This is a genomic window from Lactiplantibacillus paraxiangfangensis, assembly GCF_036246185.1.
GTDB classification, from domain to species: Bacteria; Bacillota; Bacilli; order Lactobacillales; family Lactobacillaceae; genus Lactiplantibacillus; species Lactiplantibacillus paraxiangfangensis.
Genome location: NZ_BTPW01000012.1, coordinates 13,821 through 29,565, shown reverse-complemented (window position 1 = coordinate 29,565; position 15,745 = coordinate 13,821). Strand labels below are relative to the sequence as shown.

At 46.5% G+C, this 15,745-nt stretch carries 14 protein-coding genes; 6 read left to right on the top strand and 8 right to left on the bottom strand.

Features of this window, described 5'->3' with window-relative positions:
* Positions 1 to 2 precede the first annotated feature (2 nt).
* The gene (locus tag AAA939_RS07950) at positions 3 to 572 is read left to right on the top strand and encodes an NUDIX hydrolase (protein ID WP_338210782.1); all 570 of its coding nucleotides are present in this window, start codon (positions 3 to 5) and stop codon (positions 570 to 572) included.
* Positions 573 to 574: 2 nt separating this feature from the next.
* The gene (locus AAA939_RS07945; RefSeq protein WP_338210814.1) at positions 575 to 1,177 is read left to right on the top strand and encodes a sugar O-acetyltransferase; all 603 of its coding nucleotides are present in this window, start codon (positions 575 to 577) and stop codon (positions 1,175 to 1,177) included.
* 110 nt (positions 1,178 to 1,287) lie between these two features.
* Here AAA939_RS07945 and AAA939_RS07940 read toward each other — a convergent pair whose 3' ends face one another.
* From AAA939_RS07940 to thrC, 6 genes are all read right to left on the bottom strand, one after another.
* Entirely contained in the window at positions 1,288 to 1,797 is a 510-nt protein-coding gene (locus AAA939_RS07940) for a hypothetical protein (RefSeq protein WP_338230760.1), read from the bottom strand.
* Between the two features lie 73 nt (positions 1,798 to 1,870).
* The gene (locus AAA939_RS07935; RefSeq protein WP_338210778.1) at positions 1,871 to 2,503 is read right to left on the bottom strand and encodes a pentapeptide repeat-containing protein; all 633 of its coding nucleotides are present in this window, start codon (positions 2,501 to 2,503) and stop codon (positions 1,871 to 1,873) included.
* Positions 2,504 to 2,852: 349 nt separating this feature from the next.
* Positions 2,853 to 5,177, bottom strand: coding sequence for a bifunctional glycosyltransferase/CDP-glycerol:glycerophosphate glycerophosphotransferase (locus AAA939_RS07930; protein WP_338210777.1), 2,325 nt, complete (start codon positions 5,175 to 5,177; stop codon positions 2,853 to 2,855).
* 45 nt (positions 5,178 to 5,222) lie between these two features.
* Positions 5,223 to 6,101 (bottom strand): hypothetical protein, encoded by an 879-nt coding sequence (locus tag AAA939_RS07925; RefSeq protein WP_338210775.1) that lies wholly within the window; start codon positions 6,099 to 6,101, stop codon positions 5,223 to 5,225.
* A 264-nt stretch (positions 6,102 to 6,365) separates the two neighbouring features.
* Entirely contained in the window at positions 6,366 to 7,166 is an 801-nt protein-coding gene (locus tag AAA939_RS07920; protein WP_338210773.1) for a Cof-type HAD-IIB family hydrolase, read from the bottom strand.
* 15 nt (positions 7,167 to 7,181) lie between these two features.
* Positions 7,182 to 8,675, bottom strand: a complete 1,494-nt coding sequence (thrC, locus tag AAA939_RS07915) for a threonine synthase (protein WP_338210771.1) — start codon at positions 8,673 to 8,675, stop codon at positions 7,182 to 7,184.
* A 154-nt stretch (positions 8,676 to 8,829) separates the two neighbouring features.
* Here thrC and AAA939_RS07910 point away from each other — a divergent pair, with 154 nt between their 5' ends.
* A complete protein-coding gene (locus AAA939_RS07910; protein ID WP_338210769.1) occupies positions 8,830 to 10,548 on the top strand; it encodes a glycoside hydrolase family 13 protein in 1,719 nt (572 codons plus the stop codon).
* 465 nt (positions 10,549 to 11,013) lie between these two features.
* Here the strand turns inward: AAA939_RS07910 and AAA939_RS07905 are convergent, their stop codons facing one another.
* Complete coding sequence (locus AAA939_RS07905; protein WP_338210767.1) at positions 11,014 to 12,159, bottom strand: ArgE/DapE family deacylase; 1,146 nt, start codon at positions 12,157 to 12,159, stop codon at positions 11,014 to 11,016.
* A 195-nt stretch (positions 12,160 to 12,354) separates the two neighbouring features.
* Positions 12,355 to 12,672, bottom strand: coding sequence for a hypothetical protein (locus tag AAA939_RS07900; protein ID WP_338210765.1), 318 nt, complete (start codon positions 12,670 to 12,672; stop codon positions 12,355 to 12,357).
* A 198-nt stretch (positions 12,673 to 12,870) separates the two neighbouring features.
* On the opposite strand from AAA939_RS07900, the gene AAA939_RS07895 reads away from it, so the two are divergent.
* The 3 genes from AAA939_RS07895 (at position 12,871) to AAA939_RS07885 (ending at position 15,697) form a co-directional block, all read left to right on the top strand.
* Positions 12,871 to 13,515, top strand: coding sequence for an LVIS_2131 family protein (locus tag AAA939_RS07895; RefSeq protein ID WP_338210763.1), 645 nt, complete (start codon positions 12,871 to 12,873; stop codon positions 13,513 to 13,515).
* 263 nt (positions 13,516 to 13,778) lie between these two features.
* The gene (locus AAA939_RS07890) at positions 13,779 to 14,291 is read left to right on the top strand and encodes an NUDIX hydrolase (protein ID WP_338210761.1); all 513 of its coding nucleotides are present in this window, start codon (positions 13,779 to 13,781) and stop codon (positions 14,289 to 14,291) included.
* A gap of 209 nt (positions 14,292 to 14,500) precedes the next feature.
* The gene (locus AAA939_RS07885; protein WP_338210759.1) at positions 14,501 to 15,697 is read left to right on the top strand and encodes a MalY/PatB family protein; all 1,197 of its coding nucleotides are present in this window, start codon (positions 14,501 to 14,503) and stop codon (positions 15,695 to 15,697) included.
* Positions 15,698 to 15,745 lie beyond the last annotated feature (48 nt).

Genomic DNA, 15,745 nt, shown 5'->3' with positions numbered 1-15,745 from the left:
CAATGTCAGATATTTTTGAAAAGGTCGGACGGACGGGTAAAGTCTTAAAGCAGACGCCAGTCTATCAAGGGCCGATTTTTAACTTAGTCAAACAAGAAATTGAAACACCGGATGGTCTGAAAGTCGAGCGGGACCTCATTGATCATGGCAACGCGGTGACGATTCTCGCCATTACCGATGATGACCAAGTCGTTCTCGGGTCAGAATACCGGGTTGGTCGCAACGCTGAGACAATTGGGTTACCAGCGGGACTGATCAATGAAGGCGAAGATCCGCTAACGGCGGCGAAACGCGAACTTCAAGAAGAGACCGGATACGTTGCGCATGATCCACAAGTTATGACCGCAATCAGTTCTTCAGAAGGGTTCACGAATGAAACGGTCAGCTTGATTTTGACGCACATCGATCCGAGTGAACATGCCGCCAAGCATTTTGACCACGACGAATACGTTAACACCCAACTAGTGCCACTGACGAAGGTCATTGCGCTGGTAAAGGATGGAAAAATTCGTTCAGCACAAGGCATTTGTGCGCTAACTTGGTATTTGAACTTTATTCGTCCGGGTAAATAATGATGAACTTAGATGAAAAGTTTGCGTATATGGCTACGGGTAAACCGTATAATGACTTAGATGCCGACCTAGTAGCGGCGCGTGATCAGGCCATTGAAAAGACGGATCTGCTTAACGCGACGGCTGATTCGATAGAAAAAGAACGGTTACTACGGAATCTGATTGGTTCAACAGGACGGGCCCCGTTTGTGAACCCTAATTTTCGGGTTGAATTTGGCCGTAACATCCACGTTGGGGATGACTTTTACGCCAATTACGACTGTGTCTTGCTAGACGGAGCGCCAATTACAATTGGTGACCACGTGTTATTTGGGCCAAAGGTCGGGTTATATACCAGTAATCACCTGTTTGACGCTACGGAACGACTCAATGGCGGTTGTCAGGCTCAACCAATCACAATTGGAGATCAGTGTTGGCTGGCGGCCAACGTGACGGTTTTACCCGGCGTCACGATTGGGGCACATACCATTATTGGTGCGGGGAGCGTCGTGACCCATGCCATTCCTACTAACGTGATTGCGGCTGGAAATCCGTGCCGGGTCATTCGGCCCATCACTGCTGAGGATCGGACCGGATTTAGTGGTCAGCAGTTTAAATTGGATTAATCATAAATGAGTGGCAAGTTCTGGTTGCCATTGTTCAAATAACGCCCACTGAAGCTTTGATGATGTTCATCAAGACTTCAGTGGGCGTTATTTATTTTATCTATAGTGAGTTAATGATTGGCTTTAAGACCGGCCAATAAATACGCAGCGTTGAACTTGCGAAGGTTACTCGTGGTGATTCGCAACTCGTTACCAGCAATAAAAATGTTATCTCTAAACATACTGTAATCCTTCAAAAAACCGTCCGTTACGATGATTGTAATGTGTTCAAGCTTCATGGGAAGGGGAACGTCGGCACCGTAGTTTTCATAGGTAATGTCTCCCAACTTGATATCCTGGACATTAGCCCAGGGAATCCAAATCATTTTTTGGTTACTAAAGGTCCCGTAACGGTAAGCAATGCCTTTTGGGCCAACGTCTAAAACAACGGGGTTCGTCAATAGGCGGTGCAGAATGATTAATTGGGCGAACAGTCCAAGCAAAATTAGGGCAACGCCTAGAATAAGAAACCACCAGTGCTTCATGAGCACTAAGGCTAAGCCAACCATGATGAGGCCAAATCCAGTTAGTAGTGCGCCTAAAAAATGCCATCTGGAATAATAAAATTGATAGTGAATCATTTGCGTTACCTCGTGTAAATGCTGAAAGTGGGGCCTAAAAGTATTTGTACGGTTAGTGACGAAGCGGATAGCCCTATTTGACTTGAATCCCGTTAAGACTTGCGGCTAAGCTAGCAGCCTGATATAAGTTAACTTGCATGCCCCGGACTAACTCGGGATCGAGTTCAAGTTGGTCAAATTGGCAACTACTGAGGTCAACGTTTTTGAGGCGGGTTTCACTGAAAGAAGCCTTATCGAGGTCACAACGGTTGAATTGAACCTTCGTGAGTCGATCAGCCATGATACTCGCATCAATCAGTTGGCAATCGTTAAAGTGGGTCGTTTTTAGTTGCATTTCACAGAGGAGTGCCAGGTCAAGGCGACAGTTGTCAAAGGAAACGTTATTCAAAATCGCGCCGGTTAGATCGAGCCCGACCATTTTACAATTCGTAAACTGAGCGCGCAGTATATTGGCTTTTTCAAAGTGACAGTTGGAAAAATCGCATTTGTTAAAAATGGCGTCCGTGACTTCTAACCGCTCAAAGGTCTGGTTAGTGAACACGACGTTTTCAAAAATGACGTGGTCGAGCATCGGGTGTGGAAAATCGATTGCTGGAAGCGTCGTATCGCTGATTCGGCACTGACTGAGTAAGTGGTCTTCATCATCAAAAATAGTTGTAAAAGTGCCATCCGTTAAGGTCGATGGCATGATCCGTGGTGTTTCCATTAGTAATCCCTCATTGTTTGACTGGTTTTTTATTAATGACTTAAGATTGAAAGTTGAAGCTGTTTGCTAGTTAACTGATGTAGCAACGATAGCACCAATAAAATTGTTAAGATCCCCGCTTCCGATCGTCCGTGATTTCATCCGCCGTGGCGACCGGTTCATGCCAAAAAGCGGTCATGAACCTCACTTGAGAGCCGAAAAAACGCGTCTCTCAAGATGTCGGTGGCGTAAAATCGGGAAATCAGCGATTAAACTGGTTCTAGTATTTTCAATTTTTAATTAGTGATAAGAAAAAAGTTTGGGGCGTTAACCCCAAACTTTATAATCCGCTGTTTTGTAAGAAATGCAATTATTTAGCGCGCGGTGCTGGTAAAACGTCACCGAAGAAATCGTTGACGACCCGTTCACTGGCATGGCCGTCTTCCCAAGCGTTAAAGCGGTCGCTAAATTTGCGATAAGCGTCCGCGTATTCACGGTTGAGTGCGGGAAGGTCATGTAAAGCAGCCAAGACGTCATCGTTCGTTTTGAGCAGTGGCCCTGGTAAGTCTTTCTCCATGTTGAGATAGAAGCCCCGTAACACGCTGCCGTACTTCTCGTAATCGTAAACGAAGTAAAGAATTGGTCGTTTTAAAATGGCGTAGTCGAAGAAGACACTCGAGTAATCGGTGATTAAAACGTCTGAAATTAGGTACAGTTCAGAAATATCACTGTAGCTGGATTCATTGTAAACGAAATCGCCGAAGTCGGTGGTGTCCAAATGTTCGGTGATGAAGTAGTGGGTCCGTAAGACCAGCACATAGTCGTCACCAAGTTCACGCCGGAGCCGGGCAATGTCTAATTTCAACGTAAACTTGTAATCCCCGACACCGTAGTAATCATCGTCACGCCAAGTTGGGGCGTAGAGGATGATTTTTTTGTCTAACGGAATCCCCAGCTTTTCTTTAATGGCGCGGGTTCGTTCGACTTTGTCCGGGGCGTTTAGAATATCATTACGTGGGTAACCAGACTTGAGCATGCGGTCAGTTGGGTACATAAAGGCGTGTTCAAATACGTCAACTGAGAACTGGTTCGCCGCAATCAGGTTATCCCATTGCCGGGACTGGTGGTAAAAAATCTCTTTGTACAGTGGGTTGGCGCTGGCCACGTTGTCCATATCAAAGACTAAGTGTTTCAGCGGCGTCCCGTGCCAAGTAGACAGGAATTTCGTGCCCGGACGTTTGATAAACCATTTAGGTTGACGCATGTTGATCACTTGGAACTTCGAGGTTGCCAAGTAGTACATGTACCGCCAGCCGAACCGTTTGACAACGGTCGTATTCGGATTATGCCCAGGGTTAGGTTCAACCCCCTTGTTCATGATCCAAACGTGGTGGAACTTGCCGGGATACGTCCGTTGCAAGTATTCATAAATTGCTTTAGGACTATCTGAATAGTTACGGCCCAAGAAGGATTCGTAAAAGATCGTTGTAGGCTTGATTGGCAACTTAGTAAACCACCAGTTGTAAGCCAGTTTAGTGATGCCCCGGCCGTGCCGATGGAGCACGCGGTTAAGTTCACGCAAACGGACAATTCGGTTTACTGAACGTTGCGGCAAGCTACCGTTGCGCCGAATCGTAAGTAAGACCCGGCGACTTTGCCCACGTAACGTTTCTTTAATCAAAGATTCTGGCACATCGTTTAAGAAGCCTTGTAAAGTCTGTAAGAGTTCAGCGCGTTGTTCCTCAGCAACCGTTCCGGTTCGAGTTGCTAACGCGGCGTATAAGTAACGGTGGAGGCGGTGTAGCGCCCGAACCGCATACTTATTAAAGCCTTCTGAATCTGGCGTCTGGGTAGCTAATGCAGTTTGCCAATCTTGAACCCGTTTAGTCCAACGAGTGGGATCATCTAGTTGATGAACCGACGGGTGGTTAATGGGGTCGTTATGTTTAACCCGGACGTAAGTATGTTGGCTAAGCCGAATCGTACTAGTCGTTGCGGCAATTAATGGCAACATGAACGGTGCGTCGGGGTACAACGGGTTTTCCTCATTGAATTTCAACGCTTGGGCTTCGACTAATTGGCGGGCCACAATCTTACCGGCAACTTTTAACTGGCGGTTAAGCCCGTCCCAACGTTGTTCCCCGGTATGTTCAAGGTAACGGTGTTGAAGCCAGTTCATGACGAGTGGGTCAACGGATAAGTCCGCTGGTAAGAGCGCGTCAGCAGGCAAATTAACCGTGTGACGCTTAGGCCGGTTGCGTTTCCGACCGCCCCATTTTGGTAAGTCATCGCGCGTGCCGTCAGCTTCGTGGCTGGTGGCAAAGGCACTGTGTGGTTCATAAGTTGGGTACTGGTTCAAGTCGTATAAGACGTCCGTTGAACGAGTCTTAATGATAGCAGCGGCGTCCATCAAGGCGTTAGGTAAGAGGTAGTCATCGCTATCAACGAAGACGAGCCAGTCACCATTGGCCGCTTGCATGGCCTGGTTACGGGCTGCCCCGACGGTATCGGGCGTAAACGTGATTTGACGAATTGGGAATGGCGCCTGCCACTTTGATTGGGTCAGGTCGATGGGTTGGTTGCAAGCAATCAGCCATTCAAAATCGGTCATCGTCTGACGCGTTAGATTATTTTTTAAAACCAATAACTGCTCAAGTTCATTTGGCAGACAGGGGGTAATTAAACTATAAAACATAAATGATCCTTTCTAAAAATCATAATAGCTAAAACCAACGGATACTTAGTCTTCGTCGTCTTGAGCATCTTGATCCACTTGAGCAACAAATTGGTCAAGTTGTTCGCTGATGACGGTTTGCTGATCTTGAGTCAAGTGGTTTTCTTCAGTGTTCTTCAGTAACTTACGTAGTTGTGAGCGACAATAGCGGGCAAAGGCCGGCTCCCAGTCGATGCTCAATGGCACCTTAGTGGCTGCCTGAAGTTGATTGAACCAAATAAATGGTGTATCGCGATTCCACTGACCATTTTGAATGGTTGGGACGTGTAACCGAACAATTTCGGTGTGCTGGCTAAGTAACTGGAGATTTTGTGCGATTGATGCCAGTGGGTAATCTGAGCTAATTTGGTCTGCGGGCAAAAGGACCCCGGTTGGCCGTAAGCGCTGTGAAAAAAGCCGGAAGTTTTTGAGGTTACTTCTGACGGAGTAATTTTGAAGCCCCCACAGTTGTGGCCAAACGTTGTCGGACTTTGAAAGCTGGTGGTACGTCGTTAATAGGGAATTATTAGCGTGAATCATTAAATAATCAGAGATTTGTTCATCTAAAGGTAACTGATTATCAAAAGTCGCTAAACTGATTGGCGTGTGGGCATGCTGGGTCGTGACACTCTGCCACTGGGCCAGGGCGCCGGGTAATAGCACGTCATTTTCACGTAAATTCAAGACGTAGCTGTGCTTAGCAACGGGTACTTGCGGTTTATCTTGAACGGTGATATTTAATGTCGCTAATTTTGCTTGGTGGTCGGCCGTCAATTCTTGGTTTGCGGTTAATTGTAAGTTTGTTGTGACACCGGCAAATCGTTGGGCCTCAATGGCAGCACCTAGTTGAAATAGTCGGTCCCAAGAAATGGTCTCATTGGGGACGATATTAATAAGTAATTGCATAAAATTTCGGCTCCTGAATAAATTTTGTTATGAATTTAAGTTAAGTAACGTTACGTTTAATTAACTCATATACTATAAACCTTGTAAAGGGGTGGGAACAACCTGAATTTTAGTTGGTGGGCCAGCCTCGGGAGGTATTTGACACGTTGAAATTAATCGGCTAACTTCCGAGAGGGGCTGTTTCAAGTGGATTTCCAGTTAAACCAGTCAGTTAAAGAGGTCTCCCGCATGAAATTATTCATACGGAAGACCCCTTGAGTCAAATCACAATTTGAAATACTTTTCTAAGAAGACGGCAACGCCGTCTTCATCATTACTAAGGGTTGCGTGCGTCGTGGCTGCTTTAACGGCGGGGATGGCGTTGGCCATCGCGACGCCCACTTTAGCGGCGGTTAACATCCCAAGGTCATTTTCCTCGTCACCAAAGGCCATTAGTTGGTCAAAGTCTTCGTCGAAGTGTCCGAGTAGGGATTTTAAACCGCTGGACTTATCGGTGTGTGGTGGCAGAAATTCCAGCAAGGTGCGCCGTGACGGGACCACGTGAAAGAAGTTAGTAATACTAGTGGGCAGGTTAGCCTGGACCGTTTTGGCATCCTTACCGGCACTGACGACTTTCCCGAACTGAGTATCTTCAGGGAGGTCGGCAAAGTTGACGTTTTGGAATGGCATTAGCCCGTTAATGAAGTCTTCGTACGGTGACTTGCCAAGGTCCATGAGGGAATAAACTTGTTGCAAGTCGATCACGTCTAAATGGAAGCCATTTTTCTGAGCATCTTCAAATAGCGGCTGTAAGTCAGCCTTAGTGACACTGGTCCGCGCCAGAATTTTACCGGTCGTAGTTTGTTGAACCAGTCCGCCGTTAAAAGTAATGGCGTAGTCATCCGGCTGGGTTAACCCTAACTGTTTTAAAAATGGTTGGATGGCCTTGATAGGACGTCCCGTACATAAAACAATTCGCTTGCCATCAGCGTGCAGCTTTTTTAAGACGTGCTCGGTTCGGGGTGCAATCGTCTTGTCGGATGTCAGTAGCGTATTATCTAAATCTAAAGCAATGGTCGTAATCATATCCTGTCACACTTTCTACTGAAGTTTTAAAATGGTCTTGATCGTGGCGCCCATTGTAGCCGGATCGGTGACTTGGTCATGTTTGACGGTTGCTTGCCGTAAATTTTCGACCGTAGCCGGGATCGGCGTTTGAATGAGGTCGTGGAGCTGGTCGACTGCGGCCAGACCGTCCACGTCTACGGGATGTCCAGTAATGGCGCGTAAAACAGCCTGTGGGAACTTATAAGGACTCGCCGTAGAAACAATTACCATCGGGCGCTTATCCTTAGTCGCTTCGCGGTACTGGGTTGCAACCGCAGTGGCAACCGCCGTATGGGGATCAATCGTATAATGGTGCGACTTGTAAACGTGTTGAATAGCTTCCTGGTCCTGATTTTCAGTAACGAATCCAGCCCAGAAGTCTTTAACCGTGGCACGCATTGCCGGTGTCAACGTATAGCGACCAGTGGTTTTCAGATCAGACATTAGGTTAGCCGTTGCAACGGGGTCACTACCGGTGAGGTAAAAGACGAGCCGTTCCAAGTTGCTAGAAACGAGAATGTCCATCGAAGGTGAACTGGTTAAGAAAAATTCACGGTTCTTATTATAGGTGCCCGTATTGAAGAAGTCGGTCAAGACGTTGTTCCGGTTAGAGGCACACACCAGTTTGCGAATGGGTGTCCCTAATTGCTTCGCGTAGTAACCGGCTAAAATATCACCAAAGTTCCCCGTCGGTACGCTGAAATTGACTTCGTCGCCGTTGTGGATTTGCCCTTGCTTGATCAGTTGCGCGTACGCGTAAACGTAGTAGGCAACCTGTGGGAAGAGCCGACCAATGTTGATAGAATTAGCGCTGGAAAATTGGAACTGGTTGGCTGCCAGTTGGGCGTGTAAATCAGGATCGTTAAGCAGTTCCTTGACCTTTGTTTGGGCTTCGTCAAAGTTGCCGTTGATGGCCACGACGTAGGTGTTAGCCCCCGCCTGGGTAATCATTTGTTGTTTTTGAATGGCGCTGACACCATCTTTGGGATAAAAGACGATGATTTTAGTCTGAGGAACGTCAGCGAACCCAGCCATGGCTGCTTTACCGGTGTCACCAGAGGTTGCGGTCAAAATGACAACTTCCGACGTCAACTGATTTTTCTTGGCGGCGGTCGTCATTAAGTGGGGAAGAATCTGAAGGGCTAAATCCTTAAACGCAATCGTGGGGCCGTGAAATAGTTCAAGGTAGTAAGGTTCGCCATGCTTTTTGACCGGTGCAATGGCCGCGTCGTCGAACTGGTCACCATAGGCGGCATCGATACAGTCATGCAGTTCGGCTGGCGTATAGTCGGTGAAGAACAGCTTTAAGACCTCGTAAGCTACTTCTTGGTAAGACATGGTTGCGAGTTGATCAAAGTCAAAGTCGGCCCGTGGTAATTCGACTGGCACAAATAGGCCGCCGTCGGGAGTTAACCCTTGTAAGACAGCTTGTGAGCTAGTCATGGTGTGGCTTGCAGTTTCACGGGTACTGCGATAAAGTGTTTCCATGGATGAACGTCCTTTCAATTGATTTTGTCTAAATCATACACTAAATTATGTTGGAATGGGGGCCTTTTCCACAAATCCCCGGCGGTTTACCGGAGAATGACGATTACGACTAGTGCAAAATGTAACCGTTTTCTATGTAAAGGAGTTTTTGAATATGTTATTGGCAGGAATTTTACACCGACCAGAAAGTGAAGATACAGCCATTTTGGCTGATCATCGCGTGATAATTCGTTTAAAAACGGCGTTAGACGACGTTGCTAAAATTGAAATGATTTATGCAGATATGTATTTATGGCAGGAAGGGACCCCGATGCAGACGACTGAAATGCACCGCGGTCTAGCCACGCAAAGTAATCAGTACTGGACACTAGCAGTGACGATTCCAACGAATCGCTTGATTTATGGGTTTCGGGTCACTGACAAGGCGGGACAAACAATTGGTTACGGCGACGACGGCTTTTTTGACGACCTAGCAACTAACTGGGCCGTAGCCGGGCATTACTTCCATTTACCCTACTTACATGTCAGTGACGCGGAGTTACCGCCCGAATGGGTCAAGAATACGGTTTGGTATCAGATATTCCCCGAACGGTTTGCCAACGGTGATGTGACCAATGACCCCGCTAACGTGACGGCGTGGGGGCAAGGCCCCGTGCACCGTGATTCGTTTTATGGTGGCGATTTAAAGGGCGTGACCGATCATTTAGACGACTTGGCTGATTTAGGAATTAACGGGCTGTACCTCTGTCCCATCTTTACTTCGCCGTCCAACCACAAGTATGATACGATCGATCACTTTGAAATCGACCCGCACTTTGGTACTAAGGCTGATTTTCAAGCCTTAGTCGATGGTGCGCATGAACGGGGCATTAGAGTCATGTTGGATGCCGTGTTTAATCACTTCGGGGAACAGTCGCCACAGTGGCAAGACGTGATTAAGAACGGCCAACAATCCCGGTTTGCGGACTGGTTCCACATCCATGACTGGCCAGTTGGACGCGACCCACAGACGCACCAATTAAATTATGAAACGTTTGCGACCGGGGCGGCCATGCCAAAAGTGAACACGCAAAATCCAGCGGTGCAAGATTACCTAATTAGTGTCACCAAATATTGGGTCGAGCAATTTGGCATCGATGCTTGGCGCTTTGACGTTGCCGATGAAGTCGACCATGGCTTTTGGCGGAAACTCTGCGGGGCATTACGGGCAGTCAAACCAGATATCTATTTATTAGGTGAAGCTTGGCACAGTAGTCAGGCACTGGTCAATAATGGCCAGTTCAACGCGGTAATGAATTATCCGTTGACCCAGCCAATTTTGGCCCTGTTTAACCACGAGCTCAGTTTAAAAGAATACGTCGGTAAGACTAACTTGCAGTTGACGCAATACCGACTGCCTAACCAGCAAGCGATGTTTAACGCAATCGATACGCATGACACGCCGCGGCTATTAACGACCTTAAACGGGGATGTCACCAAGTTACAGGCTGCGTTAACCTTGTTAATGCTATTACCGGGGAGTCCTTGTTTGTATTACGGGACCGAAGTCGGGGTAGCCGGTGGGGCTGACCCGGATAATCGGCGTTGCATGAATTGGCAGCCGAATGCTGATGAGTTAGCATTAAAAGCGTTCGTTAAGCAACTCGTCGGGTTTCGGCGGGAGCACGCTTCGGCGCTTGCAAGTGACGAGCTAAGTTGGAAGATTGAGGGCCAGTGTTTAACATTGAACCGTCAGAGCGCAACTCAGTTGATCAGTGGTCGGTTTAATTTAGGCACCACCGCAGTTGCAGTCGGTGCCACACCAACGGTAATGAGTGTTGGCGTCCATGAGCATCAATTGTTGGCTGGTGGCTTTGAAGTCAGTGTCAATTAAAAACTAAAGGTTGAAAAGTCTAAAAATGCTATTAACACCGTAACAGTAGCGATAGTCATTCCTAAATTAGCCGCTCCGGCGGGTAGCCCTGGTGTGCTATGGGGGACGGTCCCAGCCAAAGTGCGGTCTGCTCCCTCGATTCAAAGCCGACAATCCACGTCTTTGAATTGCCCCGCAAGATTGGCAGAAAAGAAACGCCTGCCAATCTTGCCGACACAGCACACCAGGGCTACCCGACTGCGCTCAAAACAGACTTACTATTGTGATTTGGATAATCGCATGTCATCAATGGTAACCGGACTAACCCACAAGTAGTTAATTTGTATTAGTCTAAATACTGATACAACAGTACTCAATCCTTAAATTTAACTTTCAACCTTCAGTTAAAAAAAAAACGTGCGGTAAACCTAAAATGGGATTACCGCACGTTTTATTTAATCATGGATCTTTTTAAAAACCATGTCATTACTTCAAATAGGTGACAAACAGTTTTTCATATAAGTGGATGAAATCAAGGTACATCTGTTTATCGACATTTTCATTGACCTTATGCGGTGTTTGGTTACCGGGGCCAAACATGATAAATGGAAAATCAGCCCCCTTGTCCTTCAATAAGTTGGACGCATCGGTCACAGCGGGAATTGCGAGTTTAGGAATTGGCTGACCGGCGTAGGGTTCTCCCAATTGAACGGCTAAATCACTGAGCTTAGTATCTTTGGGCGATTCTACGGAAGGTTGCGACATGAAGACGTCCATCGCAACTTTTGCACCCTGTGTATTTTGTTGGTCGACAAGCTTTTGAAGGGTCGCAATTGCGACGTCGTTATCGAATTCTGGAATTGAGCGAATATTGATATCAGTCTCAGCGCTGGCAGGAATCGAGTTTACTTGATCACCGCCGTTGAGGACCGTGGCGTTGAATACTAACGGGCCCATCAAAGCGTTAGTTAACTTTGATTCCCGGAAAGTATGGTTGGCGTGATAGAGGACTTCGAGCAGTGGGTCCAACGCGTTGTATCCTTGTTCGGGCATCGAGCTGTGGGCGGCTTTTCCTGTCGACGTGAGTTTAATATCAATCGAGCCCTTGTGAGCAAAAGCAACGTTGTATCCGGAAGGTTCGCCAATCAGTAGGGCGTCAACGTCATCCATCGTGCCCGCTTCGTAAAATTTCTGGGAGCCGGTTTCACCGACTTCTTCAGCAATTGTTGCCATTAAACGAAGCTTGCCGTGAGTCAAGGTGTGAGCGGCGTTGATTTCAATCATGGCAATGACCATGGCGGCCAAACCTGATTTCATATCCGTCGCACCGCGACCGTAAAGGCGGCCATCGCGTTCAGTTAAAGTGAAGGGATCACTATCCCAAGCATCGAGGTCACCCGGTGCCACGACATCCATGTGTCCAGAAATCCCTAAGACGGGGCCGGTGGTGCCAATCTCCGCAACCAGGTTAGCACGTCCGTCACTGATAGGCATCAAATTGGATTGAATCCCGTGGTCAGCCAATAATTGTTGTAAGTACCTTGCCACTTCAGCTTCGTTGTTGTTGACCGATTTGATCTTAACGAGGTCACTTAAAATTTTAATTTTTTCTACGTCTGTAAATACTGCCATCACGATTCCTCCTTAATAAGACCAGTTTAACTCACGTTATCAGTTTATGAGTTAAAAAGGGTCGTTTGGTTTTACTAAATGGCATCTGGCTAGGGCAAGGTGGGTGAACGGTCTTGTGATGTGCATTACGTTCTCAGGGGCGTTTAGCGCAATAAAAAAGTCTAGGAATTTGTCCTAGACTTTTTGGTTGGATCATTATTTGGCTGCAGCTGGTTTGATAGCGCGACCTTGAATAAATTCAATGACGATCAAGACAACGTAGCAGATCAAGATGATCCCTAAGAGGTTGGTCATTTGAACCGTGCTTGATAACCAGTAGTATTGCCAGTTCTGGTTATTAAAGACCCACCAAACGAGTAAGCCGGCAATTAAACCTAAAGTATTCATAATTGCAATAAAGAAAATATTGCCGTTTTGTTTTTGGCCTGCCCAGTAAGCGGACAAAATCGCCATCCAAACACCCCAGACGATTAAGCCAACCACAACAACCCAGTAAATAAGTGATGCGATCATTGGTAATCCTTCTTTCTACAAGTTAATAACATTATTTTACCATGAATTCGATTACATTTGTGAGACTTCAGTGATTTTTTTCACAATCCGAGCCGTTTTAAACTGATGAGATTTTGAGAGGATGACTTGTTATTTAGGGGTGAATTATTTACAATTAGGTCATAATAATAATGTAACAGGGAAAGGGTTGGCCTATCAATGACTTCTGCGTGGAACTGGATTGGAATCATTGCTTGGATAATTGTCTTAGTACTGGTTGTGTGGGTATTTCATAATATCCGTGTTCGCCGGATTAAAATGATTGTTGAACGTAAGCACACGTTTGAATGGAACAGTTTATTCATTACGATTGGTGAGCTGATCATTAGTATTGGCTTGCTGGCTGGTATGGGCTACGCGACGTTTAATCACCAAGTCGATCTGACCGATACTAAAGGGGTTAAAGTCACTTATAAATACGAACCATTAGTTTTAAGAGTCGGCAATAACGGTTCGGCTTCTTACTACGTGGCGGTGGACCGGGGAACAACGGACAAACCGGTGCATATTTATCACTACTGGATCAACGGGGCTAAGTACACCGTTTCTAGCAACAAGGCGACGGTGGTGAGCGATTTGAAACAGGTTAAAGTGGCGGACGCGGGAATTCCGTGGTCACAAAAGGCTTTAACTAAGATGGATCGGCATCACGAGCAAGCGTACGTGGTCAAAATGACCGCAACTTACAAGCCTAGCTTTTGGAACGGCTTAGGCATTCACGTTGGTCATCAGGCGATGACACGATGGTTAATTCGTGTGCCCGCACAATCATTTATCAATACAACGGATGTTCAAACTCAATAAGCGGTTAAAACGACTACGGAAAATTATCCCGTAGTCGTTTTTTTGACGGTAAAAATGGACACGTGGTCGGTCGTTTTTAAAATACGTCTCAGTTTGCTCATTATAGACCGGGGTTCAATGTTAAAAATAGTAAATATTTATTATACGACGCTTTTTTACTATGGTTATTTTTATAATGAGGTAAAATGAATGTGTTATATTTTTATAGAATGATTAGTTTATCTGGTTAATCTTAATGATAAGCGATAGAAGGAAGCGAACCAATGATTAGCGAACAAATTACACCGCTATTCGTTTGTGGCATTATCGGTGATCAGCAAACGATGATCGTAAATAAGTGTTTAACGGGACCGTTTAAAAACCGTTATGATTTGGCAACCGCACCACTGACACCAGGGGTTGCATTAAGTATGGCAGTAAGTCATATTACCAAACTACAGACCGGCTTAACGACTGTGATTGCGCAGCAACTCGGTACGGTTCAGTTTGAGTTGCCCACGTTAGCGTCACTTGGTCTGCCAATCATGATGGTCAATATTTTCTATTTGTTAGAACCAGTGGGCGGGCAACTGTTGACCGAGCGTCCAGCTTATACGACGGCTTTATCAGCTGGTGCCGTCCGAGTGCCATTGACCCAGCTTAATTGGCATAACAGTTCGCCGGCTGTGATGCAGGCTAAGCGCTTTTTAATGACCGGGGCGTTCCCAGTCGCAGAGCAGTTAGTAACGGCTTACACGGTGCCAAAACGAGCGCCTTGGGATAATGAGGCCCACTAAGGTTTTCGGGTCGGTTGACAATCGCTAATAGCCGGTGTACGTTAAAAACAACTTAAAATGAGATGATGATGAGAAAAGCAGTGGCACGACTTAGTCAGGTCATGGTTGCAAAAAGCCCGGGCTAATCCCAGGCTTTCTTTAGCCCGTTTGAACCTGATGAAAGCCGGTGATGCGCTGTTTTAGGTCTCCTCGTGAAAGGAAGATTTTTAATGGATCAAGCAACGTTTATTGAACAATATGCGACTAACCGAGCTAACACAAATTCTTTGAAGTGGGATGCGCTGGACGAACGTTATGGTAATCCGGACCTCATTGCAATGTGGGTCGCCGATATGGAATTTAAGGTGCCCGAACAAGTGACGGCCGCCTTAACACAACGGGTTGCCCATGGAATCTATGGGTATTCGTATACGCCAGACAGTTATTACCAAGCCTTCATGAATTGGGAACAACAACGTCACGGTTTAACGTTGCAAAAGGACTGGATTCGATTTGGCTCGGGGGTCGTCAATTCACTGTACGCCTTAGTGAACACGTATACTCAGCCAGGGGACGGCGTGTTGATTTTAACGCCAGTCTACTACCCATTTTTTAACGCTATTCAGGATAATCATCGGCAACTAGTGACCTCTGAACTACGCCATGACCAGGGGCACTACACGATTGACTTTGAGGACGTGGAAGCGAAGATTAAGGCCAATGAAGTGCGGTTGTTTATTCAATGCTCGCCACATAACCCTGTGGGTCGAATCTGGACACCAGAAGAGGAAACCAAGTTATTGGCACTATGTGAGCAGTACGACGTTTTAGTGGTTTCGGATGAAATCCATCAAGATATCGAAATCGACCGGGAGCAACACCCGTTTGTTTCAGCGCTAACCGTTGCGGGTGGGCGTTTTGCTGACCGGGTGATTGTGCTCAACGCACCGTCGAAAACGTTTAATTTAGCTTGCTTGCTGAATTCACACATCATTATTCCAAATGAAACGTTACGGGCAAAATATGATGCTAAAATTAACCGCTTGAGCCAGACAGAAGTTAACGTGTTGGGCCAAACGGCAGGGCAGGCGGCCTATGAACACGGGGCGGAATGGTTAGACCATATTTTAGCCATTGTGCGGGATAACTATCATTATCTGAAGGATCAATTAGCTGAACACGCCCCTAAGATCACGGTCGCTGACCTTCAAGGCACGTACCTGACTTGGTTAGATCTTCGGGCATACGTTCAGCCCGAAGCAACGCGTCAATTTATTCAGGATCAATGTGGATTGGCCGTAGACTACGGTGAGTGGTTCAGTGCTGCTGATCAAGGTTTTGTCCGGCTGAACTTGGCCACGGATCCTAAATATGTGCACAAAGCCGTGGACAACATTGTGACTTGTATCGCGCAAGCCAGTCATTAGTAATAAATTAGAATTTGATTTATAAATGAGCTTAACAACAAAAGTAGT